This is a genomic window from Pseudomonas sp. PA-4-8C (genome assembly GCF_021606625.1).
In the GTDB taxonomy this organism is placed as follows: Bacteria; Pseudomonadota; Gammaproteobacteria; order Pseudomonadales; family Pseudomonadaceae; genus Aquipseudomonas; species Aquipseudomonas lactis.
Genome location: NZ_WKCD01000024.1, coordinates 1 through 26,799 on the forward strand (window position 1 = coordinate 1; position 26,799 = coordinate 26,799).

The 26,799-nt window shown below is 59.6% G+C and carries 24 protein-coding genes; 20 read left to right on the forward strand and 4 right to left on the reverse strand.

Annotated features, from left to right (window positions below):
- The coding region (locus tag GIW04_RS06820; RefSeq protein WP_222936341.1) for a hypothetical protein at window positions 1-271 on the forward strand (271 nt) is incomplete at its 5' end.
- A gap of 107 nt (window positions 272-378) precedes the next feature.
- Here the strand turns inward: GIW04_RS06820 and GIW04_RS06825 are convergent.
- Both GIW04_RS06825 and GIW04_RS06830 read right to left on the reverse strand, forming a co-directional pair.
- Entirely contained in the window at window positions 379-1,599 is a 1,221-nt protein-coding gene (locus GIW04_RS06825) for a CaiB/BaiF CoA transferase family protein (protein WP_057710660.1), read from the reverse strand.
- A gap of 13 nt (window positions 1,600-1,612) precedes the next feature.
- Window positions 1,613-2,794: an acyl-CoA dehydrogenase gene (locus tag GIW04_RS06830; RefSeq protein WP_003187423.1), complete on the reverse strand. Its 1,182-nt coding sequence runs from the start codon at window positions 2,792-2,794 to the stop codon at window positions 1,613-1,615.
- Window positions 2,795-2,951: 157 nt separating this feature from the next.
- Between GIW04_RS06830 and GIW04_RS06835 the strand changes: the two genes are divergently transcribed.
- The 19 genes from GIW04_RS06835 (at window position 2,952) to GIW04_RS06925 (ending at window position 23,390) form a co-directional block, all read left to right on the forward strand.
- Window positions 2,952-3,851, forward strand: a complete 900-nt coding sequence (locus GIW04_RS06835) for a LysR family transcriptional regulator (protein ID WP_003187421.1) — start codon at window positions 2,952-2,954, stop codon at window positions 3,849-3,851.
- Window positions 3,852-4,303: 452 nt separating this feature from the next.
- A complete protein-coding gene (locus GIW04_RS06840) occupies window positions 4,304-5,425 on the forward strand; it encodes a Re/Si-specific NAD(P)(+) transhydrogenase subunit alpha (RefSeq protein WP_003187419.1) in 1,122 nt (373 codons plus the stop codon).
- A 15-nt stretch (window positions 5,426-5,440) separates the two neighbouring features.
- Window positions 5,441-5,761 (forward strand): NAD(P) transhydrogenase subunit alpha, encoded by a 321-nt coding sequence (locus GIW04_RS06845; RefSeq protein WP_003187417.1) that lies wholly within the window; start codon window positions 5,441-5,443, stop codon window positions 5,759-5,761.
- Entirely contained in the window at window positions 5,761-7,197 is a 1,437-nt protein-coding gene (locus GIW04_RS06850) for an NAD(P)(+) transhydrogenase (Re/Si-specific) subunit beta (RefSeq protein WP_021491387.1), read from the forward strand. Before GIW04_RS06845 ends, GIW04_RS06850 begins: the two co-directional genes overlap by 1 nt.
- A 236-nt stretch (window positions 7,198-7,433) precedes the next feature.
- Window positions 7,434-8,927: an acetyl-CoA hydrolase/transferase family protein gene (locus GIW04_RS06855; protein WP_003187414.1), complete on the forward strand. Its 1,494-nt coding sequence runs from the start codon at window positions 7,434-7,436 to the stop codon at window positions 8,925-8,927.
- 318 nt (window positions 8,928-9,245) lie between these two features.
- The gene (locus GIW04_RS06860) at window positions 9,246-9,461 is read left to right on the forward strand and encodes a DUF1127 domain-containing protein (protein WP_003187413.1); all 216 of its coding nucleotides are present in this window, start codon (window positions 9,246-9,248) and stop codon (window positions 9,459-9,461) included.
- Between the two features lie 330 nt (window positions 9,462-9,791).
- A complete protein-coding gene (locus tag GIW04_RS06865) occupies window positions 9,792-10,112 on the forward strand; it encodes a DUF2388 domain-containing protein (protein ID WP_034136006.1) in 321 nt (106 codons plus the stop codon).
- Window positions 10,113-10,218: 106 nt separating this feature from the next.
- Window positions 10,219-10,527, forward strand: a complete 309-nt coding sequence (locus tag GIW04_RS06870) for a DUF2388 domain-containing protein (RefSeq protein WP_003187409.1) — start codon at window positions 10,219-10,221, stop codon at window positions 10,525-10,527.
- Between the two features lie 39 nt (window positions 10,528-10,566).
- Window positions 10,567-10,887 (forward strand): DUF2388 domain-containing protein, encoded by a 321-nt coding sequence (locus tag GIW04_RS06875; RefSeq protein WP_120247377.1) that lies wholly within the window; start codon window positions 10,567-10,569, stop codon window positions 10,885-10,887.
- On the forward strand, window positions 10,884-12,845 hold the full coding sequence (locus GIW04_RS06880; protein ID WP_120247378.1) for a DUF7844 domain-containing protein: 1,962 nt from the start codon (window positions 10,884-10,886) through the stop codon (window positions 12,843-12,845). The genes GIW04_RS06875 and GIW04_RS06880 overlap by 4 nt, the downstream gene beginning before the upstream one ends.
- Before the next feature lie 378 nt (window positions 12,846-13,223).
- On the forward strand, window positions 13,224-14,531 hold the full coding sequence (locus GIW04_RS06885) for a CitMHS family transporter (RefSeq protein WP_003187405.1): 1,308 nt from the start codon (window positions 13,224-13,226) through the stop codon (window positions 14,529-14,531).
- A gap of 68 nt (window positions 14,532-14,599) precedes the next feature.
- Window positions 14,600-15,367 (forward strand): TerC family protein, encoded by a 768-nt coding sequence (locus tag GIW04_RS06890; RefSeq protein ID WP_003187403.1) that lies wholly within the window; start codon window positions 14,600-14,602, stop codon window positions 15,365-15,367.
- 272 nt (window positions 15,368-15,639) lie between these two features.
- The gene (locus tag GIW04_RS06895; protein WP_120247379.1) at window positions 15,640-17,298 is read left to right on the forward strand and encodes a Na/Pi cotransporter family protein; all 1,659 of its coding nucleotides are present in this window, start codon (window positions 15,640-15,642) and stop codon (window positions 17,296-17,298) included.
- Between the two features lie 58 nt (window positions 17,299-17,356).
- Window positions 17,357-18,739, forward strand: coding sequence for a M16 family metallopeptidase (locus GIW04_RS06900; protein WP_120247380.1), 1,383 nt, complete (start codon window positions 17,357-17,359; stop codon window positions 18,737-18,739).
- Window positions 18,740-18,807: 68 nt separating this feature from the next.
- The gene (locus tag GIW04_RS06905) at window positions 18,808-19,839 is read left to right on the forward strand and encodes a DUF5924 family protein (protein ID WP_003187399.1); all 1,032 of its coding nucleotides are present in this window, start codon (window positions 18,808-18,810) and stop codon (window positions 19,837-19,839) included.
- A 54-nt stretch (window positions 19,840-19,893) separates the two neighbouring features.
- Window positions 19,894-21,042, forward strand: coding sequence for an ABC transporter permease (locus tag GIW04_RS06910; RefSeq protein WP_120247381.1), 1,149 nt, complete (start codon window positions 19,894-19,896; stop codon window positions 21,040-21,042).
- Window positions 21,039-21,842 (forward strand): ABC transporter ATP-binding protein, encoded by an 804-nt coding sequence (locus GIW04_RS06915; RefSeq protein ID WP_003187395.1) that lies wholly within the window; start codon window positions 21,039-21,041, stop codon window positions 21,840-21,842. The genes GIW04_RS06910 and GIW04_RS06915 overlap by 4 nt, the downstream gene beginning before the upstream one ends.
- A gap of 1 nt (window position 21,843) precedes the next feature.
- Window positions 21,844-22,782 (forward strand): MlaD family protein, encoded by a 939-nt coding sequence (locus GIW04_RS06920; protein ID WP_003187394.1) that lies wholly within the window; start codon window positions 21,844-21,846, stop codon window positions 22,780-22,782.
- The gene (locus GIW04_RS06925) at window positions 22,779-23,390 is read left to right on the forward strand and encodes an ABC-type transport auxiliary lipoprotein family protein (RefSeq protein WP_003187392.1); all 612 of its coding nucleotides are present in this window, start codon (window positions 22,779-22,781) and stop codon (window positions 23,388-23,390) included. Before GIW04_RS06920 ends, GIW04_RS06925 begins: the two co-directional genes overlap by 4 nt.
- 126 nt (window positions 23,391-23,516) lie before the next feature.
- Here the strand turns inward: GIW04_RS06925 and GIW04_RS06935 are convergent, their stop codons facing one another.
- Entirely contained in the window at window positions 23,517-24,746 is a 1,230-nt protein-coding gene (locus GIW04_RS06935; RefSeq protein WP_003187391.1) for a nucleoside recognition domain-containing protein, read from the reverse strand.
- A 97-nt stretch (window positions 24,747-24,843) separates the two neighbouring features.
- Entirely contained in the window at window positions 24,844-26,175 is a 1,332-nt protein-coding gene (gltP, locus tag GIW04_RS06940; RefSeq protein ID WP_003187390.1) for a glutamate/aspartate:proton symporter GltP, read from the reverse strand.
- Between the last annotated feature and the right edge of the window lie 624 nt (window positions 26,176-26,799).

Sequence of the window (26,799 nt, forward strand, 5' to 3'; positions counted from 1 at the left end):
AGGCGCGCATTCTACAGCAGCCTCATTTGCTGTCAAGTGGTTATTTTCAGAAGTTTTCGAAGATTTCTTCAACAACTTCAACCACTTGCGCTTGCGATCTCTCGTAAGCGGGAGGCGAATTCTACAGCGTTACACGCTGCTGTCAACACCTCTTTTTCAACTTCCTTTTGGCTTCGATGAACTGAAGCAACTTGCTGTCGAGAACTGCGTAACTCATTGTTTACCAAGGAGTTTTCCGTTTCGACTGCGCCGGAAGTGGGGCGAATTATAGACAGATATAATTCGCCGTCAACTCTTAATTTTGCTTTCCTATCAATAAGTTAGCTTCGGTTAAAAAACAACCAGCTCACCAGTGCGCTTCTATATAGAAGGGAACGCTCAAATAACACCCGCCTCCTTCAATGCGGCCACATGAGCAGCTCCCAGCCCCAGAACCCCCTGCAGCACCTCAAGCGTATGCTCCCCCAATAGAGGAGGCGCACTCCGGTACTCAACAGGCGTCTTGGATAAGCGTATCGGGCTCGCAACCTGGGGCACCGTCCCCGCCAATGCGTGAGGCAGCTCAATCGCCAAACCACGCGCCTGGACCTGCGGATCGGAAAACACCTGCGCCAGATCATTGATCGGCCCACATGGCACGCCCACTTGCTCCAGCTGCGACACCCACTCAGCGGTCGTCTTGAAGACCGTCGCTTGACGGATCAAAGGAATCAGCTCCGCGCGATTAGCCACCCGCGCGCGATTGGTGGCGAAACGCACGTCATCCGCCCATTGTGGCTGCCCGGCGACTTCAGCGAACTTACGGAACTGCCCGTCATTGCCTACGGTGAGGATGAAATCTCCATCGGCAGTGGGAAAATCCTGATAGGGCACAATATTAGGGTGAGCGTTCCCCAAGCGCTTCGGCGGCGTCCCGGTGGTCAGGTAATTCATCGCCTGATTCGCCAGGCAAGCCACCTGCACATCCAGCAACGCCATGTCGATATGTTGCCCACCACCATCGTGATCGCGATGCGCTAGCGCAGCCAGGATCGCCACGGTCGAATAAAGCCCGGTCAAGATATCGGTCAAGGCTACGCCAACCTTTACCGGCCCAGCGCCTTCATCCCCTTCAGGCCGCCCGGTCAGGCTCATGAGCCCGCCCAGACCCTGGATCATGAAATCGTAGCCGGCACGCATCGCATAGGGGCCCGTCTGACCAAACCCAGTGATGGAGCAGTAAATCAGCTCCGGGTTGACCTCTTTGAGGGATTCATAGTCCAGCCCATACGCCGCAAGGCCGCCCACCTTGAAGTTTTCGATCAGTATGTCGGACTTGGCAGCCAGATCGCGTACCAGTTTCTGGCCTTCCGGCCGCGTAAAGTCGATGGTCACCGACTCTTTATTACGGTTGGCCGACAGGTAATACGCCGCCTCACTGGTATTCTCGCCATCCGCATCCTTAAGGAAGGGCGGCCCCCAAGCGCGCGTGTCATCGCCGCTGCCCGGCCTTTCGACCTTGATCACCTCGGCCCCAAGGTCTGCAAGAATCTGCCCGGACCAAGGGCCCGCGAGTACTCGCGACAAATCCAGCACTCGCAGATGCGAAAGCGCGCCCATACCCATGCTCCTATTAATAGAACGCTTGAAGACCGGTTTGCGCGCGCCCCAGGATCAAGGCATGCACGTCATGGGTCCCTTCATAGGTGTTGACCACTTCCAGGTTGACCAAGTGGCGCGCCACTCCGAATTCGTCGGAGATACCGTTGCCGCCCAGCATGTCCCGGGCCATGCGCGCGATATCCAATGACTTGCCACACGAGTTACGCTTCATGATCGATGTGATCTCAACCGCCGCCGTCCCCTCATCCTTCATCCGACCCAGGCGCAGGCAACCTTGCAGGGCCAAGGTAATCTCGGTCTGCATGTCGGCCAGCTTCTTCTGGATCAGTTGAGTAGCAGCCAACGGGCGACCAAACTGCTGGCGATCGAGGGTGTACTGGCGCGCGGTATGCCAACAGAACTCAGCAGCCCCCAGCGCCCCCCAGGAAATCCCGTACCGTGCCGAGTTAAGGCAGGTAAAAGGCCCTTTCAAGCCACGCACATCCGGGAAGATATTTTCTTCCGGCACAAATACGTTATCCATGACGATTTCACCGGTAATCGAGGCCCGCAGACCCACCTTGCCGTGGATAGCGGGAGCGCTCAGGCCTTTCCAGCCTTTTTCCAGGACGAAGCCACGGATATCACCTGCATCGTCTTTGCCCCACACAACAAACACATCCGCAATCGGACTGTTGGTAATCCACATCTTCGCGCCGGTCAGGCTGTAGCCGCCATCCACTTTGCGTGCACGAGTAATCATCGCACCCGGGTCGGAACCATGGTTGGGCTCGGTCAGCCCGAAGCAACCGATCCATTCACCAGAGGCCAGTTTGGGCAAGTACTTCTGTTTTTGCGCCTCGGTACCAAACTCATTGATCGGCACCATGACCAGGGAAGACTGCACACTCATCATCGAGCGATAGCCGGAGTCGACACGCTCGACCTCACGCGCAATCAAACCGTAGCTGACGTAGTTCAAACCACTGCCACCGTACTGCTCAGGGATCATCGCCCCCAGCAAACCGGTCTCGCCCATCTCACGGAAAATAGCGGGGTCTGTCTTTTCATGACGGAAGGCTTCGAGCACACGAGGAGCCAGCTTGTCCTGAGCAAATTGCTCGGCGCTGTCACGCACCATGCGCTCTTCTTCGGTGAGCTGTTGATCCAGCAGCAGTGGATCGATCCAGTTGAAGCTTGCCTTGCCAGCCATGAATAAGTCCTCGCGGAAAAAATCAGAAGTCGTGGAACCAGACTAGGCGCGGTCAGCGCAGAGGGCAAACGAGGTTTTTGCATAGGCTTGTGCTAATTTCTCACTTCGTAACACTAAAAAAGCCCAGAAATGCGCTTTATCTGTGAGGGCAACGTACATGCGCCGGAAAATCCCCAGTACCACCGCACTCATCAGCTTTGAGGCAGCAGCCCGGCACGAGAGCTTTACCAAGGCAGCACTGGAGCTTTCCATCACCCAAGGCGCGATTTGCCGACAGATCGCCAGCCTGGAGGAGTTTTTGAGTGTCGAGCTGTTTCGCCGCTCACGCCGTGGAGTGAAGCTGACGGAGGCGGGGCTGTCTTATAGCCGCAGGGTTGCAACGCAACTGGACGCCGTAGAGCGCGACACCTTGTCGGTGATGGGCCAGCAAGGCGCCAATGTCATCGAACTGGCGGTGGTGCCCACCTTCGGCACGCAGTGGCTGATCCCACGCCTGAAGGATTTTCAACATCAGCACCCGGAAGTCACGGTGAACCTGACAAACCGCACGCGTCCCTTCCTGTTCGCCGACACCGAGTTCGATGCCGCCATCTACTTCGGGGACGCCGACTGGTCGGGTACACAATCCCACAGGTTAATGGGCGAAAACCCGGTACCGGTATGCAGCCCACGCTTACTCGGCGACCGCACGCATTTCACCCCTCAACAGATCGCCGAGCTGCCCCTGCTGCAGCAGACCACACGCCCCTATGCCTGGCGCCAATGGTTCAACGCCCAACAACTGAACATCCCTCGCGACATGACAGGCCCTCGATACGAGCTATTCTCGATGCTGTCTCAAGCGGCCATGCATGACATGGGCATCGCACTGATTCCTCCCTTCCTCATACAGCGGGAGCTGAAGGAGCAACAACTGGTAATCGCCAGCACCGAAGCACTGACCAGCGAAAAGGCTTATTACCTGATGATTCCTGACAAAAAGGTCGAATCCGCTTCTCTGCATGCATTCAGGGACTGGCTGCTCGACCAGTCAAGACGCTACAACCCATGTAAATGAAGGACACAACGCAAGTGCTGACTTTGTAGTCAAATAAATTCAGAACCTACAGATGTACGTATATGTCGCATTTAAACAGACTGTACTTGTCAGCCAAAAATAAGGCTAAAAGCCATGTATCTCATGGCTCTTAGCGACTCTTACCGGCCAATGCACGACTATTCACACTGGCAATGGAAAAACGGACCGAAAACGCCTGAACACCTTTAAAGGCCTGTATTTAAAGAGGTTATTTCAGCTTGTTGCGACAATCAGTCACAGGGTGACTTGTAGTTAATTTTTCGTCACCCGTCATAATCCCTTGATGGCCGTAAAGTTCGCCTGCAAAATGCCGCGCCCCGCTGTCATTTCAGCGGGATCGTGCTGATCGGCCGCCCCAGTTGCGCCACTCGCGGTGCACTGGCCTTTTTACAAAAAGATCAAAAGCAAAAAGATCATGCAGGAGATTTGACGTGCACATTGGTGTTCCTCTCGAAACCCAGACCGGTGAAACGCGGGTGGCTGCCACCCCGGAAACCATCAAGAAGCTGATCGGCCAGGGCCATAAGGTCACTGTACAAAGCGGCGCAGGCATCAATGCCAGCATCGTCGACAGTGCCTATGAAACGGCAGGCGCCACCATTGGCAGTGCCAACGACGCGTTTGGCGCCGAGCTGATCCTTAAAGTGGTTGCCCCCAGCGACAGCGAACTGGCGCTGATCAAAAGTGGCACCGTGTTGGTGGGCATGCTCAACCCGTTCAGCAACGAAACCATCGCCAAGCTCGCCGAGCGCGGCATCACCGCTTTCGCCCTGGAAGCTGCGCCGCGCACTTCACGCGCCCAAAGCCTTGATGTGCTGTCTTCGCAGGCCAACATCGCCGGTTACAAGGCCGTGTTACTGGCCGCTCATCACTACCCGCGCTTCATGCCGATGCTGATGACTGCCGCTGGCACTGTAAAAGCCGCGCGCGTACTGATCCTCGGCGCCGGTGTGGCAGGCCTGCAAGCCATCGCCACGGCCAAGCGCCTGGGCGCGGTGATCGAAGCGTCCGACGTACGCCCGGCGGTAAAGGAGCAGATCGAATCCCTGGGCGCCAAGTTTGTCGACGTACCGTACGAAACCGATGAAGAGCGTGAATGCGCCGTTGGTGTCGGCGGCTACGCGCGCCCGATGCCCAGCAGTTGGATGCAGCGCCAGGCCCTGGCCGTGCACGAACGCGCCAAACAGGCCGACATCGTCATCACCACCGCCCTGATTCCGGGCCGCAAGGCTCCGACCCTGCTGAGCGCCGATACCGTGGCGCAGATGAAGCCCGGCTCGGTGGTCATCGACCTCGCTGCAGCCCAGGGTGGCAACTGCCCGCTGACTGTGGCCGACCAGGTCGTGGTGGAAAACGGCGTGATCATCTGCGGCCCGACCAACCTGGCAGGTGCGGTCGCCGCCGACGCCTCTGCCTTGTATGCGCGCAACCTGCTGGACTTCCTGAAGCTGGTCTTCACCAAGGAAGGGCAGTTTGAAATCAACCTCGAAGACGACATCGTCGCCGCGTGCCTGATGTGCCGCGACGGCCAAGTCATCCGCAAAAACGCCTAAGCAGGGACTCAGACGATGGAAGAGCTTATCTCCCCCGGTATCTACAACCTGATCATCTTTGTGCTGGCGATTTATGTCGGTTATCACGTGGTCTGGAACGTAACACCCGCATTGCACACGCCGCTGATGGCCGTGACCAACGCCATTTCCGCGATTGTTATCGTCGGCGCCATGCTGGCTGCCGCGCTGACCGTCACGCCGTTGGGTAAGACTATGGGCACACTGGCCGTGGCCCTGGCGGCGGTGAATGTCTTCGGCGGCTTCCTGGTCACCCGCAGGATGCTTGAGATGTTCAAGAAGAAAGCCCCGAAAGTAAAAGAAGAGGCGCCCAAGTAATGAGCATGAATCTCGTGACGACGCTCTACCTGATCGCGTCGATCTGTTTCATCCAGGCCCTCAAAGGCCTCTCGCACCCGACCACTTCGCGGCGCGGCAACCTGTTCGGCATGCTCGGCATGGCGCTGGCGGTGCTCACCACCGTCGGCCTCATCTATAAGCTGGGGGCTGAACTGGCGACTGCCGGTATCGGCTACGTCATCGTTGGCCTACTGGTCGGCGGCACCGCCGGCTCGATCATGGCCAAGCGTGTTGAAATGACCAAGATGCCAGAGCTGGTCGCGTTCATGCACAGCATGATCGGCCTGGCAGCAGTGTTCATCGCCATTGCCGCCGTGGTCGAGCCGCAGTCCCTGGGCATCGTCAAGCACTTGGGCGATTCGATACCGGCCGGTAATCGCCTGGAACTGTTCCTCGGTGCCGCTATCGGTGCAATCACCTTCTCCGGCTCGGTGATCGCATTCGGCAAGCTGTCGGGCAAGTACAAGTTCCGCCTGTTCCAGGGCGCACCGGTACAGTTCGGCGGCCAACACAAACTGAACCTGGTGCTCGGCCTCGCAACCCTGGGCCTGGGCCTGGCGTTCATGTTTACCGGCAACCTCACTGCGTTCGCGCTGATGCTGGCCTTGGCCTTTGTACTGGGTGTGCTGATCATCATCCCGATTGGCGGCGCCGACATGCCCGTGGTGGTGTCGATGCTCAACAGCTATTCCGGCTGGGCAGCGGCGGGCATCGGTTTCTCGCTGAACAACTCGATGCTGATCATCGCTGGTTCCCTGGTGGGCTCCAGCGGCGCGATCCTGTCGTACATCATGTGCAAGGCGATGAACCGCTCCTTCTTTAATGTGCTGTTGGGCGGTTTCGGCAATGCGCCGGATGCTGGCGCCGCGGCGGGCTCCAAAGAAGCACGCCCGGTGAAGTCCGGCTCCGCTGATGACGCCACCTTCCTGCTGACCAATGCCGATACCGTGATTATCGTCCCAGGCTACGGCCTTGCAGTGGCGCGGGCACAACACGCGCTCAAGGAGCTGACCGAGAAGCTGACCCACCACGGCGTCACCGTAAAGTACGCGATCCACCCCGTGGCGGGTCGCATGCCCGGGCACATGAACGTATTGCTGGCCGAGGCCGAAGTGCCTTACGACCAGGTGTTCGAGATGGAAGACATCAACTCCGAGTTCGGCCAGGCCGACGTGGTGCTGGTGCTGGGCGCGAACGACGTGGTCAACCCGGCTGCCAAGAACGACCCGAACTCCCCCATCGCCGGCATGCCGATTCTCGAGGCGTTCAAGGCCAAGACCATCATCGTCAACAAGCGCTCGATGGCCAGCGGCTACGCCGGCCTGGATAACGAGTTGTTCTACCTGGACAAGACCATGATGGTCTTCGGTGATGCCAAAAAGGTCATCGAAGACATGGTCAAAGCCGTCGAATAACACTGCGCCAACGCAATACCCGAAACCCTGGCCTGCTGTAGGCTGGGGTTTTTTTATGGTTCCCAAGCTCTGCGTGGAAACGCGTCCCGGGATGCTCTGCGTCCCGCTTTGCACACACATGAAACCCGACCAAAGGCTCTAAATCGCGACCTGGCATTCGACCATGGTAGCGGGCCGAAACTTTTTGAAATCACTACACTGCCCACCTTGCTTTCCGTAGCCAGAGATAACAATTCATGTACCGTGATCGTATCCGCTTGCCTTCGTTGTTGAACAAGGTCATGAGCGCGGCAGACGCCGCTGCACTGATCGAGGACGGCATGACCGTCGGCATGAGCGGCTTCACCCGTGCCGGTGAAGCCAAGGCCGTCCCCCACGCCCTGGCCGAACGCGCCAAGACTTCGCCGCTCAAAATCACGCTGATGACCGGCGCCAGCCTGGGCAATGACCTGGACAAGCAGTTGACCGAAGCCGGCGTACTGTCACGACGCATGCCCTTTCAAGTCGACAGCACCCTGCGCAAGGCGATCAATGCCGGCGAGGTGATGTTTATCGACCAGCACCTGTCGGAAACCGTCGAGCAACTGCGCAACAATCAGCTCAAATTGCCCGACATCGCCGTGATCGAAGCCGTCGCGATCACTGAGCAAGGGCATATCGTGCCCACCACCTCCGTAGGCAACTCGGCCAGCTTCGCGATTTTTGCCAAACAGGTGATCGTCGAGATCAACCTGGCGCACAACCCGAACCTGGAAGGGCTGCACGACATCTACATCCCGACCTACCGGCCGACGCGCACGCCGATCCCGCTGGTGAAAGTCGACGACCGCATTGGCAGCACTGCGATTCCGATCCCACCCGAGAAAATCGTCGCCATCGTCATCACCAACCAGGCGGACTCCGCCTCCACGGTAACGCCGCCTGATAGCGACACCCAAGGCATCGCCAACCACCTGATCAACTTCCTCAAGCAAGAAGTCGATGCCGGGCGCATGACCAACAAGCTCGGCCCGCTGCAAGCCGGCATCGGTAATATTGCCAACGCGGTGATGTGCGGGCTGATCGAGTCGCCGTTCGAAGACCTGACCATGTACTCGGAAGTGTTGCAGGATTCGACCTTCGACCTGATCGACGCCGGCAAGCTGAGCTTTGCCTCCGGCAGTTCGATTACCTTGTCGGAGCGACGCAATGCCGATGTATTCGGCAACCTGGAGCACTACAAGGACAAATTGGTGCTGCGCCCGCAGGAAATTTCCAACCACCCTGAAGTGGTACGGCGCCTGGGCATCATCGGTATCAATACCGCGCTGGAGTTCGATATCTACGGCAACGTCAACTCCACCCACGTCTGCGGCACGCGGATGATGAACGGCATCGGCGGCTCCGGGGATTTCGCCCGCAATGCGCACCTGGCGATCTTCGTCACCAAGTCCATTGCCAAGGGCGGCGCAATTTCCAGCGTGGTACCGATGGTCAGCCATGTGGATCACACCGAGCATGACGTGGACATTCTCGTCACCGAAGTAGGCCTTGCCGACCTGCGGGGCCTGGCGCCACGGGAGCGCGCTCGGGTCATCATCGATAACTGCGTGCACCCAGCCTACCGCGATGCCCTGAACACTTACTTCGATGCTGCCTGCGCCATCGGTGGGCATACCCCGCACATCCTGCGCGAAGCACTGAGTTGGCACATTAACCTGGAAGAAACCGGGCACATGCTCAAGGCTTGATGAATACAGATCCGGGCTGATGCAAATACAGTTTCATCAGCTCGGTGAACCCACTCGTACTTCTGGAAAAAACTGTACTGCTGTACTGGTCATTTCCTACCGAAATATCCCACGCCTCAGCTTAAAAACGCCTATTTCGCACCTTTTAAGTGCGCACAGGTACAGTTGCCCCAATTTCGTACCGTACAGCCCTCTTAAACAGTTAACTGGCCTCTCACAATACAGGTGAACTGTATCTAGAGAGTCTTGCGCTGGAGGAGGATCATTGGCATCAGTTAAACCACTACCTAATCCCGCCACAAGCGGAAGGATGTCATCATGGAACGTACACTCAGTTCCGAACTGTTCTTCGAAGAAAAAGCTGTAAACACCCAGGCTTCCCTGCCTTTGCGCGTTCTCGCCAACCTGATGTTGTGGCAGCGCCGCATCTCCAGCCGCCACCAACTGGCTCGCCTGGATTCGCGTCTGCTGGCTGACGCTGGTATCAGCGAAGCTCAACGCTACGAAGAGCTGAGCAAGCCGTTCTGGCGCTAAGTGGCGCCCGCTGGCCCTGACCTGACGGGTCCACTGCCAGCACCCTGATTTGTCAAAGCAAAGCCCGCCCCGGGTAACCGGAGGCGGGCTTTGTTGTATCTGCGATAGCGCATTGGATTGGCTCGATTCAAGCACACAGATACAGTTTTAAATTAATAAAATATGACAGGTACAGTTTAATTACAGGCTTCCGAATAGCTGGGCACACGCCTAATATCGGTTCACCACGTGGCGAACCCTGTAGAGCGTGCGTCTGATGCTCGACAGTCCCAGTCCGTTTCATTGTGGCCGTTTCGCGCCACCTTATTATTCGTCTACAGGAGTTACCCCATGTCCCGTCTTCGCCTGCTGTGCACTGCCGCTGTGCTGACCCTGGCTGCCAATGCCAACGCGAGCAGCCTGATCATGACGACCGACTCGATCGTCGGCGCTCTGAAGGCAACCTCCGATGCTACGTCTGACGCCACCTCATCCCTGCGCGACAACAAGGTCGTACAAGCGGCCCGTGACGACGCCGCCAGCTTTGTCGCCAGCGAAGGCGCCATCCGTGGCGTGAAGCTGGAAAGCGCCCTGGCCCAGATCCGCCAACAAGCGCCGCAATTGAATACCGCTACCGATGCACAGCTGGCTCAGGCCATCCTGGCTATCTGACCCACGGCAACCAGACGGGAGCGCCCGCCGCTCCCGGATGGCTCGGCGCTGGCTCTCGCCCGGCGGTTGCGCTAGCCTTGGCGCTCGCTTTCAATTGTCGAGTCCCATGGCTTTTTCATACCGTTTATTGAGTGTTCCTGTTCTGTTTTGCGCCTGCTGGTCACCCATGGCTTGCGCGTTGGATGTGTCCACCCAGAGCACTGTTGTCAGCGTGTATGCCACCAGCAAAGTGACCTCTGCGCCGTTCGACAATAAGTTGGTCCTGGCCGCTCGGGATGATGCTGCCGCTTTCATTGCCACTGACGGCCAATGGCGGGGCGCACGCCTGGAGTCCGCGCTGGACTATCTACGCCGTACCCAGCCAAAACTTCATGCAAGCGACCTTGAACTGGCGCAGGCAATTCTCGTCCAATAATCATCGTTGTATTTCTATCTTTGTCATTGGAGTCATCCCATGCGTAGCCCGCTGATCGTCGCCGCCCTCGGCCTGCTGTTTTTGGCCGATGTCGCCCAGGCGCAAACCTTGAAGGCCACCAGCAACATCGTCGTGCGTGCCTCGGCGCGCACAATTGATTTCTCCTCGGACACCACCACCTCCATCCGCGACTCCAAGGTCGTGCGCGAAGCCCACGATGACGCCGCCAGTTTCGTCGCCACCAATGGCGAGATCCGTGGCGCCCAGCTGGAAGCCGCGTTCGATACCCTTCGCACCCGCGTGCCAGAAGCCCGTGATGCCAGCGACCAGACCCTCGCAGAAGCTATCCTCGCTCTGTGAGGCGCCTCAAAACCTGGCTCCTGGCCGGGGCCGTGCTGCTGTGCGCAAGTACGGCCCAGGCCGGCTTGCAACTGCGGCTCAAGACCGAAGGCTTGAGCCCGGCCGAACAGCAGGCCAGCCAGGCATTGCTCGATGAAGCGCTGCGCTCCTTACCGCCGCGTCTTGTCGAGCAGTTGGATCGGCGCATCGATGTCGGCTGGACCGACAAGATGCCTGAAAACGCTTACGGCCAGGCATCCCTGGTGTCCGAACTGGACCTCAACCAGAACCTGCTCGCCAGCCTGACTGACGGCAGTGCCGCCACCCAGAAAACCAATCGCCCCCACGGTACTGTGCGCCGGGAAATGCTCGCCACCGTGCTGCATGAACTGACCCACATCTATGACCGTGCGCGCCTGTGGTCCAAGGACGAGCGTACGCTGATCCAACGCTGCAGCCGTCAGAACAGCATCACCGGCTTGATCGGCTTGCCCGACCAGTGCCGTGGCCAGAACGACCGCCGCTTTACCCTCAGTGACGACCCGCGCCTACTGGATCTCGCCGGCTGGCCACAATATGTGGGTCGGCGCGGCGAGCGTGAGCAGCACAACCATCAGGTGGTACGCAGCCCGGACATCTACGAAACCACCAGCCCGCTGGAGTTCGTGGCGGTCAACATGGAGTACTTCCTCCTGGACCCCAGCTACGCCTGTCGCCGCCCCGCGCTGTTCCGTTATTACAAGGATCACTTCGGCTGGGCTCCACCCGAACAAGACACCTGCGCCAGCACCTATGCCTTCCTGAACGCAGGCAACGATTTCGCCAAGACGCCCCTGGGCCAGATCGATCCGGAACGCGTGTATGAAATCGACTATTTGCTGGCCGAAGCCAACCAGAACCTGGTGAGCCGTTGGGGCCACAGCATGTTGCGCCTGGTGATTTGCGCCCCGGGCCGCCCGCGTGGCCCGGATTGCCGGCTAGATCTGGACCGGCACCTGGTCTTGTCTTATCGCGCCTTCGTCGGTGACGTTCAGCTGTCGAGCTGGGATGGCCTGGTGGGCAAATACCCGTCACGGCTGTTCGTGCTGCCGCTGGCCCAGGTCATTGATGAGTACACCAAGACCGAACTGCGTGGCCTGGCGTCGGTGCCACTGAAGCTCAGCCGCCAGGAAATCAACGACACCGTCGAACATGCCGCCGAGATGCACTGGAGCTACGACGGCAACTACTTCTTCATTTCCAACAACTGTGCGGTCGAAAGCCTGAAACTGTTGCGCAGTGGCAGTGCCAACCCGCAATTGACCGGCCTGGACAACATCACCCCCAACGGCTTGCTGGAAGTGCTCAGCGCCCGCGGCCTAGCCGATACCAGTGTATTGAACGACAAGCGCGAAGCCCTGCGCCTGGGGTATCACTTCGACTCGTTCCGCGAGCGCTACCAGGCCATGTTCGATGTGCTACGCAAGCAACTGCCTATCAAGCAGACCCAAGTCGAAGACTGGTTGTCCCTGGACGCGCAAGCGCGTCGCCAATGGTTTGCCCAGGCCGACCTGCGTACCAGCGCCGCACTGTTGCTGCTGGAGCAGGCCAGCTATCGCAAACAACTGATGCTCGCCCAGGATGAGGTCAAACAACGCTATCTCAATGCCCGCGAGCTGAAATACGGCGGCATGGAGAAAGCCAACAACACGCTGCAGCAAATTCTCGCCAACAGTGGCTTTCTGAGCCGCCCGGCCGAGTTGCTGGACAGTGGGGGTTATGGCCTGCCGCAACCTTCGGAAGCCAAGCGCCTGGAATCAGAAAGCGCCGAACGCCAGAAGCAGTTGCAGTCGTTGACCGGCGAGCTGGATAAGGAGGTGAGGGCGCTGCTCGATCCGTCTCGCGCCGCCGAGATTGCCGCCTGTGAGGCCAACCTCAAACAAGTGGGTGAGCATTTGCGGGCGCTGCATAAAGCCGCCGGCGGCCTCGAACTGCCCTGAATTTTATTAGCAACCACCTTCCAAATGTGGGAGCTGGCTTGCCTGCGATGACGGCGTCACAGCCATAAGAGATATTGGCTGATACACCGCCATCGCAGGCAAGCCAGCTCCCACATTTTGTTCTGCGCCAACCTGAAGATTGGTGCCTGCCCTTCATCAGCTGTTTTCCCAGCGAAAGCTGGCTGAAAGCTTCCCCGTCTAGGATCGCCTCCACTGCCGGCAACAGACCGGCTGTTAACAACAACAATGGTGATTCCCGATGTCCGCTCGTACCCGCCTGTTCGCTCCAACTCCACCCGTACGCCTCGTGCCTTTCGTTCTGCGCTGACCGCCACTCGGTCCGCCATTCCCTAGCCGCGCTACGCCTGGAGTATTCCTATGCTGACTTTCCTTGGCTTTGCCATGGTCATCACGTTCATGTTCCTGATCATGACCAAGCGCCTGTCCGCGCTGATCGCCTTGATCATCGTGCCGATCCTGTTCGCGCTGTTCGGCGGTTTCGCACCGAAGATCGGCCCGATGATGCTCGAAGGCATCACCAAGCTTGCGCCGACCGGCGTGATGCTGATGTTCGCCATCCTCTATTTTGCTTTGATGATCGACTCCGGCCTGTTCGACCCGGCCGTGCGCAAGATCCTCAAGATGGTCAAGGGCGACCCCCTCAAGGTGTCGGTCGGCACTGCCGTGCTCGCGTTGGTGGTATCCCTGGACGGTGACGGTGCCACCACCTACATGATCTGCGTCGCGGCCATGCTGCCGCTGTACCAGCGCATCGGCATGAGCCCACGGATCATGGCCGGCCTGATCATTCTCGCCGGTGGCGTGATGAACATGACCCCCTGGGGCGGCCCGACGGCGCGCGCCGCCAGTGCGCTGCATGTAGACCCGTCGGACATCTTCGTACCGATGATCCCGGCCATGGCCGCCGGTGTCGTGGCGATCCTGGTGATTGCCTACATGTACGGCAAGCGCGAACGTGCGCGCCTGGGTGAATTGCACCTGCAGGGCGACGAGATCGACCACAGCGAAATCAGCGTGTCGCAATTCCCCGACGCTCGCCGCCCAAAACTGATCTGGTTCAACGGCGCCCTGACCCTGGCGTTGATGTGCACCCTGATTGCCGGCCTGTTGCCGCTGCCGGTGCTGTTCATGGTGGCGTTCAGTATCGCCATGATCGTCAACTACCCGTGCCTGCAGCAGCAGAAAGACCGCGTCGCGGCTCACGCCGGTAGCGTATTGGCCGTGGTGGGTTTGATCTTCGCCGCCGGTATCTTCACGGGCATCCTGTCGGGCACCGGCATGGTCGACGCCATGTCCAAAAGCCTGTTGGCGGTCATCCCCGAAGCGATGGGCCCTTACCTGGCGGTGATTACCGCGCTGGTGAGCATGCCGTTTACCTTCTTCATGTCCAACGACGCGTTCTACTACGGCGTACTGCCGGTACTGGCCGAAGCCGCCAGCCATTACGGCATCACCGCTGTGGAAATGGCGCGGGCGTCGATCGTCGGGCAACCCGTGCATTTGCTCAGCCCACTGGTACCCTCGACGTACTTGCTGGTTGCCCTGGCGGGTATCGAATTCGGCGATCACCAGCGCTTCACGCTCAAGTGGGCAGTGCTGGTGTGCCTGTGCATAATGTTCGCCGCATTGCTGATGGGGATTTTTCCGCTGTTCAGCACTCTATAATCGTACCGACTCACTCACCGCGCGGAGCTACAGCTTGCGCGGTTTAACATTTGCTCAAAGGAATACACATGGAATGGCTGACCAATCCGGAAATCTGGATTGCCTTCTTCACCCTGACGGCCCTTGAGATCGTCCTGGGCATCGATAACATCATCATGATTTCGATCCTGGTCAGCCGCATGCCCAAGCATATGCAGGCGCGCACTCGGATCTTCGGCCTGGCGTTGGCCATGGTCACGCGCATCCTGTTGCTGCTGTCGATCACCTGGGTCATGCAACTGACCGCCGACCTGTTCGTGGTGTTTGGCCAGGGCATCTCCGGTCGCGACCTGATCCTGTTCTTCGGTGGCCTGTTCCTGCTGTGGAAAAGCTCCCAGGAGATGTACCACGCCCTGGAAGGTGAAGATGAAACCCAGGACGAGCCCAAAGGCGCCGGTGGCAAATTCATCTACACCATTATCCAGATCGCCATCATCGACATCGTGTTCTCCCTGGACTCGGTGATTACCGCCGTCGGCATGGTTTCCCACGTGCCGGTGATGGTTGCCGCCATCGTCGTTGCGGTATTGGTGATGATGCTGGCTGCCGGCACTATCAGCGAATTCATCGACAAGCACCCGTCGCTGAAAATGCTCGCGCTGTCGTTCCTGCTGGTCGTGGGTACCGTGCTGATCGCAGAATCCTTCGACGTGCACGTGCCAAAAGGCTACGTCTACTTCGCCATGGCGTTCTCGCTGGCGGTGGAAGCGGTGAACATCAAGATGCGTACCGCCATCGCGAAAAAGAAGAAACAGCAGGACCCAGTGAAACTGCGCAAGGATATTCCGGGTCAGTAAATTTGACCCGCGAGTGATCGTTCCCACGCTCCGCGTGGGAATGCCCTCTCGGACGCTCCGCGTCCGCAAAGTGACGCAGAGCGTCACAGGATGCGTTCCCACGCCGAGCGTGGGGAACGATCTTCATGACAGTTTTGTTTCAATCCCAAGTTTAGCTATGCGATGCTGGCGCAGAGCCCATTCGCCAACTACAGCTTAGGGACAAGACGTAGAGCGGCACGCGGTAACTTTCCTTCGCTCCTGCTGGAGCGCACCCACACGGGGGGCCGAGCATGCTGACCTTGCTCAATCTGCTTTCCGCCGTGACCCTGCTTATCTGGGGCACGCATATCGTCCGAACCGGCATCCTGCGGGTCTACGGTTCCAATTTGCGCCAAGTCATCGGGCAGAACATGTCCAAGCGCTGGCTGGCATTTGTCGCCGGTATCCTGGTGACGGCCATGGTGCAAAGCAGTAACGCCACCGCGATGCTGGTGACTTCGTTCGTCGGCCAAGGGCTGATGAGCCTTACACCGGCCCTGGCCACCATGCTTGGCGCCGACGTCGGTACGGCTTTGATGGCGCGGGTGCTGACGTTCGATTTGTCCTGGCTGTCGCCGCTGCTGATCTTCCTCGGGGTGATTTTCTTCCTGTCGCGCAAACAGACGCGGGCAGGGCAGTTGGGCCGGGTCGGGATCGGCCTGGGCCTGATCATCCTCGCGCTGCAATTGATCGTCGAAGCCGCCGGGCCCATTACCCATGCCCAGGGCGTCAAAGTCATCTTCGCTTCGCTGACCGGCGATATCTTGCTGGACGCCCTGGTCGGCGCGCTGTTCGCGATGATTTCCTACTCCAGCCTTGCCGCCGTGTTGCTCACGGCCACCCTGGCCGGTGCCGGCGTGATCGGCTTGCACGTGGCCATCGGCCTGGTGATCGGCGCCAACATCGGCAGCGGCGTACTGGCTTTTCTCAGCACCAGCATGCAAAACACTGCCGGTCGCCAAGTGGCCCTGGGCAGCCTGTTGTACAAATTGATCGGTCTGTTGCTGATCATTCCGGTGCTCGACCCGCTCGTAGGCTGGATGGACGGCCTGGACTACAGCGTTCAGGGCATGGTCATCACCTTCCACCTGCTCTACAACGTCAGCCGTTGCCTGATCCTGTTGCCCACCATCGGGCCGATGGCACGCCTGTGCGAATGGCTGCTGCCGGAACGCCCCGAAACCAATGGCAAAGCCAAGCCACGCCATCTGGACCTGGCCTCATTGAATACCCCAAGCCTGGCCCTGGCGAACGCCGCCCGCGAAACCCTGCGCCTGGGCGACTTGATCGACAATATGCTTACCTCGATGCAGGAAGTGCTGCGCGGCAATCAAACCGCCGTTACCCAAGAAATGCGCAGCCTGAGCGATGACGTCGAAGCGCTCTACAGCGCGATCAAACTCTACCTGGCGCAAATGCCCCGTGAAGACCTCAGTGAGCAAGACAATCGCCGCTGGGCCGAGATCATCGAGCTGTCGATCAACCTGAAACTGGCGGGTGACCTGATCGAACGCATGCTGCGCAAGGTCCAGCAACAGAAGACCTCGCAGCGCCGGCAATTTTCCGAAGTGGGCCTGGAGGAACTCAGCGGCCTGAACAGCCAGTTGATCGCCAACCTGCGCCTGGGCCTGTCGGTGTTTCTCAGCGGCGACCCGGAAAGCGCCCGCCAATTACTGCGAGAAAAGCGCCGCTTCCGCGCCCAGGAACGCCGCCTGGCCCACGCCCATGTCAGCCGCCTGCAGCGCAAGATCGTGCAGAGCCTGGAAACCAGTTCCCTGCACTTGGAACTGATTGCCGACATGAAACGCTTGAACTCATTGTTTTGCAGCAGTGCTTATGTAGTGTTGGAAACGTCCGACACTGGCGCGCTCTCGGCTGAAAGTATTGCCGACATTACCCATTCGCCCTGAACGTACGCCCGCGAGCGAAGTCAGTTAACAATGGACCTCATTCGCCAGGAAGCTTGTTATGCGTCGCCTGTTACTCGCCTGCCTGCTCTTGGGCTCGGCACACGCCTTTGCCTTTGACCGTCTGCAAGTCGAGGGCTACACCTTGCCCAACGGCCTGCAACTGCTGCTCAAACCGGGCACCGAGCGTGGGCATGTCGCTATTCGCCTGGTGGTTGGTGTGGGCCTGGACGACTTCGGTTGCGAAGAAAAAGAACTGCCGCACTTGTTCGAGCACTTGCTGTTCAGCGGCATCGACGGCGGCGGCGAGGGCGACCTCGAAGACCGCATGCAAGCCCTGGGCGGCGAGTGGAACGCCTACACCAGCAACGCCGATACCACCTTCGTGATCGAGGCGCCCGCGCAGAACCAACGCAAGGTGCTGGACCTGCTGCTGGCAATCCTCACGCGCACGCAACTGACCGACGCCCATATCAACGCCGCCAAACAGGTGGTGGAGCGCGAAGACGGCGGCCATTACTCACACTTGCAACGCCTGCTGGACCGCCAGGACCTCGGTCACAGCGCCAGCAACCAATTGGCCGTGGAGTTGGGCCTCAAGTGCGCCGAACGCGCCGAGGTCAGCCACCTCACCCGCGATCAGTTGGAGAAGCTGCGCAACGAATGGTACGCGCCGAACAACATGACCCTGATCGTCGTCGGCGATCTCGACAAACTGCTGCCTGCCTACCTGGAACGCACCTATGGTCAACTCGACCCCGTGGAGCCGAGCGAACATCGCCCGCTTCCGGAAATCCAACACTCCGCCGCCAGCCACCGCGACCTGATCCGCGGCTGGGTGGGCGATGGCGCCAAGCTGCACTGGCTGTTCCCCGAGCCGGTGTTGGATGACCAGCATGATGAAACCTACAACCTGCTCAAGGATTACCTCGACTGGGCACTGTACCGGCAACTGCGCCTCAAGCACGGTTTGTCCTACGGCCCCTGGGTAGAACGCGAAGTGCTCGGCGGCGTTGGATTCCTCAGCTTGAATGCCGACCTTGAGCGAGAAAACCTCCCTGAAGCTGAGCAGGTCTTGCAAGACCTCAAGGCCCAACTGCTCAAGGACGGCCTCGACCCAACAGTATTCACACGCCTGCAGCAAGCCGCCATTGCCCGGCAGGCTTGGGCGGTGCAGGGCAACAGCGCGCTGGCCGACTATTATTGGAGTGCGGCCGGCGACTACAGCAACGGGCGTTTCAGCGATCCGGTCAAACGCATCAAGGCTGTAAGCCTGGCGCAAACCAACCAGGCCATGCGCGAAGCGTTCCAGCAGCCGGGCTACTGGCGCATCGAAAAACCGCTGTTGAGTTATGACGCGTTGACCTGGATCGGTGCGGGCGTGCTGGGCCTGATCATCCTTGGTTTGATCGGCTTGAGGCTTTATCGCAAACCTGTTGAGTAATGACGCACAGAATATCGGGCTAAGGCGTTATTCTGTCTGAGATTTTTCCCACAACCAGTGAACCGCCCATGCCGAACTTGCCGCCCCTCATCCAGCGCGTTATAGAACTGATCAAGCGCTACCCAGGGGTGATTGCACTCGGCGGTTTCATCTCGGGGGTCGGCAGCTTCATTCTGGTAGACCGCCAGCAGGGCATGGCCAGTTGGATCGCGGTGATCATGCTGGTGAGCTGGTTGTGGCTGATGCTGGAGAACAGCTTTACGCAACTGTTCACCAAGGTCTTCAATCGCGAGATCCCTGAACCGCTGCTGCGCTACGCCACCCAGATGATCCACCAGGAAAGTCTGTTTTTCGTGCTGCCCTTCTTTTTCGTCACCACCGCTTGGAACAGCGGCCAATCGCTGTTCACTGGCCTGCTGGGCGCGGCGGCGCTGGTGTCGATCATCGACCCGCTGTATTACAAATGGCTGGCGCCCAAGCGCTCGCTGTTCCTGGCCCTGCACACCCTGACCCTGTTCGCCGCGTTGCTGACCGCGCTGCCGATCATCATGCACCTGACCACCGCCCAGAGTTACAAACTGGCGTTGGGTGTAGCCATGGTCTTGTCGATTCCCAGCCTGGCCGTGAGCCTGCCGCTGCGTAGCCTCAAGGGCTGGGCGATGCTGCTGGGGGTAACGGCCGCCATCGGCTGCGCCGGCTGGTTCCTGCGCAGCTGGGTACCGCCCGCCACCCTGTGGATGACCGAAGTCGCCATCAGCACCCAACTGCAAGACCGCACGCCGGGCGACGACCTCAAGCAAGTCACCGCCGCCCAATTGCGCAGCGGTGGGCTGTACGCCTACACCGCGATCAACGCGCCACGCGGGCTGGATGAGCGCATCTACCATGTGTGGAAATTCAACGGCCAGGAAGTCGACCGCATTGCCCTGGACATCCACGGTGGGCGCAAGGAAGGCTATCGCGCCTGGACCCACAAGCAGAACTTCCCGGGTGACGCCGTGGGGCGCTGGCAGGTGCAGGTGCTCACCGAAGACGGGCAAGTCATCGGCGTTCTACGCTTCAAGGTGATAGACACAGCACAAGCGGACAACCCAAAGTAAGCCGGATCGTGCTATTACGTAGCAATTGTGGATAGCCAAACAAGCTCGGAGCTTATGACCACTCGCACGACGGCCGGCGCGGCCCATCTTGATACGTCCAGCACCCCGCCTTCGCTACGGATTACCGGCGACTGGACGCTGGCCCACTACGCCAACCTGAAAAAGCTGTCGGCCACATTCGACGGCCAATACGACGCCGGCGCCCGCATTGACCTCAACGGCCTCGGTGCGCTGGATACAGCCGGCGCCTCGCTGCTGGTGGAGTTGCTGGGCCCTGCGCGCATCGAACACTCTGCCGAACAGACCGATTGCACCCTGGCAGCCGCCGACCGGGCACTGCTCAAGACCGTCTACCGCTCCCTGAATGACTTTTGCGTACCGATCAAAGAGCCAGAAGAGGCCGCCGGCATTCAAGTGCTGGCCCGTATCGGTCGCGCAGTAGACACGGTCTGGCAAGACGCAATGAAGCTGTTGGGCTTTATCGGCCTGATCCTCGAAACCTTCGCCCGCGGCATTTGGCGGCCCAAACGCTGGCGCCTGACGCCCATGGTCGCCCACATCGAACAGACCGGCCTGGATGCGGCGCCTATCGTTGCGCTGTTGACCTTTCTGGTGGGCGCCGTCGTGGCCTTCCTTGGCGCCACCGTGCTCAAGAGCTTCGGCGCGACGATCTTTACCGTGGACCTGGTGGCCTTCTCCTTCCTGCGCGAATTCGGCGTGTTGCTCACCGCAATCCTCATCGCCGGCCGTACCGCCAGTGCATTCACCGCGCAAATCGGCTCCATGAAAGCCAACGAAGAAATCGACGCCATCCGCACCCTGGGCCTGGACCCTATGGAGCTGTTGGTATTACCCCGCGTGCTGGCGCTGCTGGTGGCGTTGCCGATGCTGACGTTCCTGGCGATGCTCTCGGGGATCGTCGGCGGTGGTGTGGTGTGTGCGGTGGCCCTGGATATTTCGCCGGCGATGTTTCTTTCGCTGCTGCAATCGGACATTGGCGTGCAGCACTTTCTGGTGGGCATGGTGAAGGCGCCGATCTTTGCCTTTTTGATCGCGGCCATTGGCTGCCTGGAAGGTTTTAAAGTCAGCGGCAGTGCCGAGTCAGTCGGCGCGCACACCACGTCGAGCGTGGTGCAATCGATCTTTGTGGTGATCGTGCTGGATGCGGTCGCGGCAATGTTTTTCATGGAGATGGGCTGGTGAGTCGTCTACACCGTGCGCCCACTGAGGCGGTGATTGAAGTGCGTGGCCTGTGCAACCGTTTTGGCAGCCAAAGCGTGCACGAGAACCTCGACCTGGATTTGTACAAGGGCGAGATCCTGGCGGTGGTGGGCGGCTCTGGCAGCGGTAAATCCGTGTTGTTGCGCAGCATCGTTGGCCTGCGTCGCCCCAGCGAAGGCGAAGTACGGGTGTTCGGCAAAAACCTGCCGAGCCTGCCCGAACATGAACGCTCGCTGGTGGAGCGCCGCTTTGGCGTGCTGTTCCAGAAGGGCGCTCTGTTTTCCTCGCTGACGGTGACCGAAAACGTGGCCCTGCCCTTGATCGAGCACGCCGGCCTCAGCCGCGCCGATGCCGAGCACTTGGCGGCGGTGAAGCTGGCCCTGGCAGGGTTGCCGCTGTCGGCGGCCGATAAATACCCGGCCTCGTTATCCGGCGGCATGATCAAGCGTGCAGCCCTGGCCCGCGCACTGGCCTTGGACCCGGACATCCTGTTCCTGGACGAACCCACCGCCGGTCTCGACCCGATTGGCGCGGCGCAATTCGACCAACTGATCCTCACCCTGCGCGATGCGTTGGGCTTGAGTGTGTTTTTGGTCACCCACGACCTCGACACGCTGTACACCATCACCGACCGTGTGGCGGTGCTGGCGCAGAAGAAAGTGCTGGTGGCCGACGCCATCGATGTCGTGTCGGAAACGAACGACGCCTGGATTCACGAATATTTCCACGGCCCCCGGGGCCGCGCGGCATTGGATGCCGCTCAATCGCTCAACGAGGTATGACATGGAAACCCGAGCCCATCATGTGATGATCGGACTGTTCAGCGTAATTGTGGTGGTCGGCGCGATGCTGTTTGGCCTGTGGCTGGCCAAGTCCAGCGTCGATACCGCCTTCCAGGATTACGAAGTGATCTTCAACGAGGCGGTCAGCGGCCTGTCCCAGGGCAGTGCGGTGCAGTACAGCGGCATCAAGGTGGGCGACGTGATCAGCCTGCGCCTGGACCCCAAAGACCCGCGCCGCGTTCTGGCTCGCATTCGCCTGGCCGGGCAAACGCCGATCAAGGAAGACACCCAGGCCAAACTGGCCCTGACCGGCATCACCGGCACCTCGATCATCCAGCTCAGTGGCGGCACCCCACAGAGCCCGGAACTCAAGGGCAAGGACGGCAACCTGCCGGAAATCATCGCGTCGCCATCGCCCATCGCGCGCCTGCTCAATAACAGCAACGACCTGATGACCAGCGTCAACCTGCTGCTGCACAACGCCAACCACCTGTTCTCGCGGGAAAACGTCGAACGCCTGAGCAACACCCTGGACAACCTGCAACAAACTACCGGCGCCATTGCCGAGCAACGCGGCGACATCAAGGTGGTGATGCAGCAATTGATGCAGGTGAGCAAACAGGCGGGCGCGGCGCTGGAGCAAACCACCGTGCTGATGCGCAGCGCCAATGGCTTGCTCAGCGAACAAGGCAAGCAAGCCTTCGGCAGCGCCGAGCAGGCGATGAAATCCCTGGAGCAAAGCACCGCCACCATCAATACCTTGCTGACCAATAACCAGGACTCGGTAAACAGTGGCATGCAGGGCCTCAACGAACTGGCACCAGCCGTGCGCGAGCTGCGTGAAACCCTCGGCTCGCTGCGCGCCATCTCTCGCCGCCTGGAAGCCAACCCCAGTGGTTACCTGCTGGGCAGCGATAAGAACAAGGAGTTCACGCCATGAAGCGTGCTTACCACATGATCGTCCCTATGGCCCTGGCACTGGTCAGCGCCTGCTCGATCCTGCCCAAGCCGGACCCGTCGGACGTGTACCGCCTGGCGTCCGCCCAACCGGCCAGCCAAGGCACGCCCGTGAGTTGGTCGCTGCGCGTGACCAAGCCGCAGACTAGCGAGTTTCTCGACAGCCCGCGCATCGCCGTGGTGCCTGACGGGAACCTGATCAGCAATTACGCGAACTCGCGCTGGAGCGACCCGGCGCCGGTGTTGCTGCGTAATCGCCTGCTGGATGGCTTCCAGCGCGACGGGCGCGTGACATTGTTGAGTACCGACGAGACCAACCTGCAAGCCGACTATGAGCTGGGCGGGCAGTTGCAGGCGTTTCAGAGCGAGTATCGGGGCACGGCAGTGGAGGTGGTGATTCGTCTCGACGCGCGATTGGTGCGTGGGCGTGATCAAAGGATTATCGCCAGCCGTCGGTTTGAAGTGAGGCAGCCGGTGAATGACGCCAAGGTGCCGGCGGTGGTGGCTGCTTTTGGCCAGGCCGGGGATCAGTTGAATAAGCAGGTGGTGGATTGGGTGGTGCAACAGGGTAATACTGCGCCGAAACGATGATTCCACCGCCCTGTAGGAGCGAGCTTGCTCGCGAAAAACCTGAGAACGCTTCGGGGAATCTGCTGCCCCGCGTTATCGTTAAGGTTTTTCGCGAGCAAGCTCGCTCCTACAGGGTGCGGCTCATGCTCAACCGAAGAACCAGTAGCACACCGAAATAGCCGCCACTACACCCGCAAACTCCGCAAGCAACGCACAACCCACGGCATGCCGCGCCCGCTGGATGCCTACCGAGCCGAAGTACACGGCCAACACATAAAACGTGGTTTCCGTACTGCCTTGGATCGTCGCCGCCACCAACGCCGGAAAACTATCCACACCCTGGGTCTGCATGGTCTCGATCAGCATCGCCCGCGCCGCGCTGCCGGAGAACGGCTTGACCATCGCGGTCGGCAGCGCGTCGACAAAGCGCGTATCCAGGCCCGTCCAGGCCACCACATGGCGAATCCCCTCAAGGCCGAACTCCAAGGCCCCCGAGGCACGCAACACGCCAACCGCGCACAGCATCGCCACCAGATAGGGCAACAGGTTCTTGGCTACGTCGAAGCCTTCCTTGGCGCCTTCCACAAAGGCCTCGTACACCTTGACCTTGCGCAACGCGCCGATCACCAGGAACAGCATGATCAAGCCAAACAGTGTGAGGTTGCCCAAGATCGACGACAAACCGGCCAGCGCCGTGGCGGACAAGGTCGCCAGCAGCGCCATGAAGCCACCCAGTATCAACGCGCCGGGGACCAGATAGGCCAGCACCACCGGGTCCCACAGCCGCAGGCGCTGCATGACTGCCACCGACAGCAGGCCCACCAGCGTCGACGCACTGGTGGCCAACAGGATCGGCAGGAACACCAGCGTCGGGTCCGCAGCGCCTTGCTGGGCGCGGTACATGAAGATAGTCACCGGCAATAGCGTCAGCGAGGAGGCGTTGAGCACCAGGAACAGGATCTGAGCGTTGGTCGCCGTATTGGGGATGGGGTTGAGCTCTTGCAGCGCCTTCATGGCTTTCAGACCGATGGGCGTGGCAGCGTTGTCCAGGCCCAGGCCGTTGGCGGCAAAGTTGAGGGTGATCAAACCAATCGCGGGGTGCCCGGCAGGCACTTCCGGCATCAGGCGGCGAAACAGCGGGCCCAGGGCCTTGGCCAGCCAATCGACGATCCCGGCTTTTTCGGCGATCCGCAGAAAACCCAGCCATAACGTCAGGGTACCGAACAGCAGCACCATGACTTCCACCGACAATTTGGCCATGGCGAAAATGCTTTCGACCATCGCCGCGAAGATCAAGGCGTTACCGCCCACCAGCCATTGCGCCAGTGCTGACACCATTGCCACGACAAAGAAGCCAAGCCACAGGCCATTGAGCATCAGATAAGTCCCCCGAAAGATGGGGCGAATGATAACGGGGCTGGCAGAAACGACAAACCCCGGAATTCTCCGGGGTTTGTTTTCGATCAATTGGTAATCAGCTACGGGTGGCTTGTGCCGTAGGCAGGGCTTCCTTGCTGCGCCAGTGTGGCAGGGAATTCCAGTAGCGCTCGCCCTTGGCATCGTCGTACATGCCTTCCCAACGGGAGATAACCAGTACGGCCAAGGCGTTGCCGATCACGTTCAGGGCGGTACGCGCCATGTCCATCACACGGTCGACACCGGCGATAAACGCCAAGCCTTCCAGCGGGATGCCCACGCTGCCCAGCGTCGCCAACAACACCACGAAGGACACGCCCGGCACGCCGGCGATACCTTTGGAGGTCACCATCAGGGTCAGTACCAGCATCAGTTGCTGACCGATCGACAGGTCAATGCCATACAGCTGGGCAATGAAGATGGCCGCGATGCTCTGGTACAGGGTCGAACCGTCGAGGTTGAACGAATAACCGGTCGGCACCACGAAGCTGCAGATCGCTTTCGGCGCGCCGTAGGCTTCCATCTTTTCGATCACACGCGGCAGCACGGTTTCGGAGCTGGCGGTGGAGTAAGCCAATACCAACTCATCCTTGAAGATGCGGATCAGCTTGAGGATCGAGAAGCCGAACAGGCGTGCGATCAAACCCAGTACCGCGAAGGCGAAGAACAGGATCGCGACGTAAACCAGGATCACCAGCTTGGCCAGTGGCAGCAGCGAGGCGAAGCCGAAGTTGGCGACCGTCACCGCGATCAGCGCGAATACACCGATAGGGGCGTACTTCATGATCATGTGGGTGACTTTGAACATGCTCTCGGACACGCCCTGGAACATAGTCACCAGCGGCTCGCGCAGCTCAGGCTTGAGGCTCGACAGCCCCAGGCCAAACAGCACCGAGAAGAAGATGATCGGCAGCATCTCGCCACGGGCAACAGCGGCGAAGATGTTCGAAGGGATCAAGTTAAGAATGGTCTCGATGAACGCATGTTCATGCTGCACTTCGGCAGCAGTCGCCTGGTACTTGGAGATATCGACGGTACCCAGAGTACTCATGTCGATGCCAGCGCCTGGGTGGAACAGGTTGGCGAGCAACAGGCCCACCACGATGGCGATGGTGGTGACGATTTCGAAGTAAAGAATGGTTTTGACGCCGATACGACCGAGCTTTTTCGCGTCGCCGACACCGGCAATACCGACGATCAGCGAAGAAATCACAATCGGGATCACGATCATCTTGATCAAGCGGATAAAGATATCGCCCGCTGGCTGCAACACATTGCTGATCCACCAGGCCTTTTCAGCACTGAAATGGTTGAGCACTGCACCGATTGCAATACCCAGTACCAAACCGATGAGGATCTGCCAGGCGAGGCTTAGCTTTGCCTTCTTCATGTCATTACCCTTGCTTCAAGTGGACTTACGGCAAATGCGCCAGCTGCAACGCTCGAGAGCGAAAAAGTGTGTGCATCTGCCTCCATGGAAGGTCACCGCAGCGTGGCCGAAATGGCTTACTGGCAGGCGAAAAAAGGCGCAACTATTCCCATGCAAGGGAGCGGCGTCTAATGCCGTAAACGCCTACCCTATGCCGAATCGGCATGGCTTTTTTTGAAAATATTTGTCCAAACGGTCAGTTCGTATCCGCCATTCGAGCGGGTGAATATGCCGTTAAGCGGCCAAATCAGGCTCGCTCAGAGATACTGGACGACTTCGATTGATTGGCAGAAATGTCTGAGAAATCCATCACCTAGCGCCAGAAAGATCCTATAGCGCGGATGAAAAATTCTCGATAGATGGTCACGCCGACATACCCGGTAATGGTTGGCCAGAGGCAAAAAGCAAAACTGCGGCTATGGGCGGCATGAAACGCGAGCATGAGAGCGATAAGCCCGCCGCAAGTTCAGCAAGCTTGAGGTCTTGTGAACTTGCGTCGCAGCTTTTCGCCTGACCCGGCCCTTGCGCAGGTACTCCCTGTACCCGTAGGTCACGCCGATCCTGATCGATCAGAGCAACCCGGCC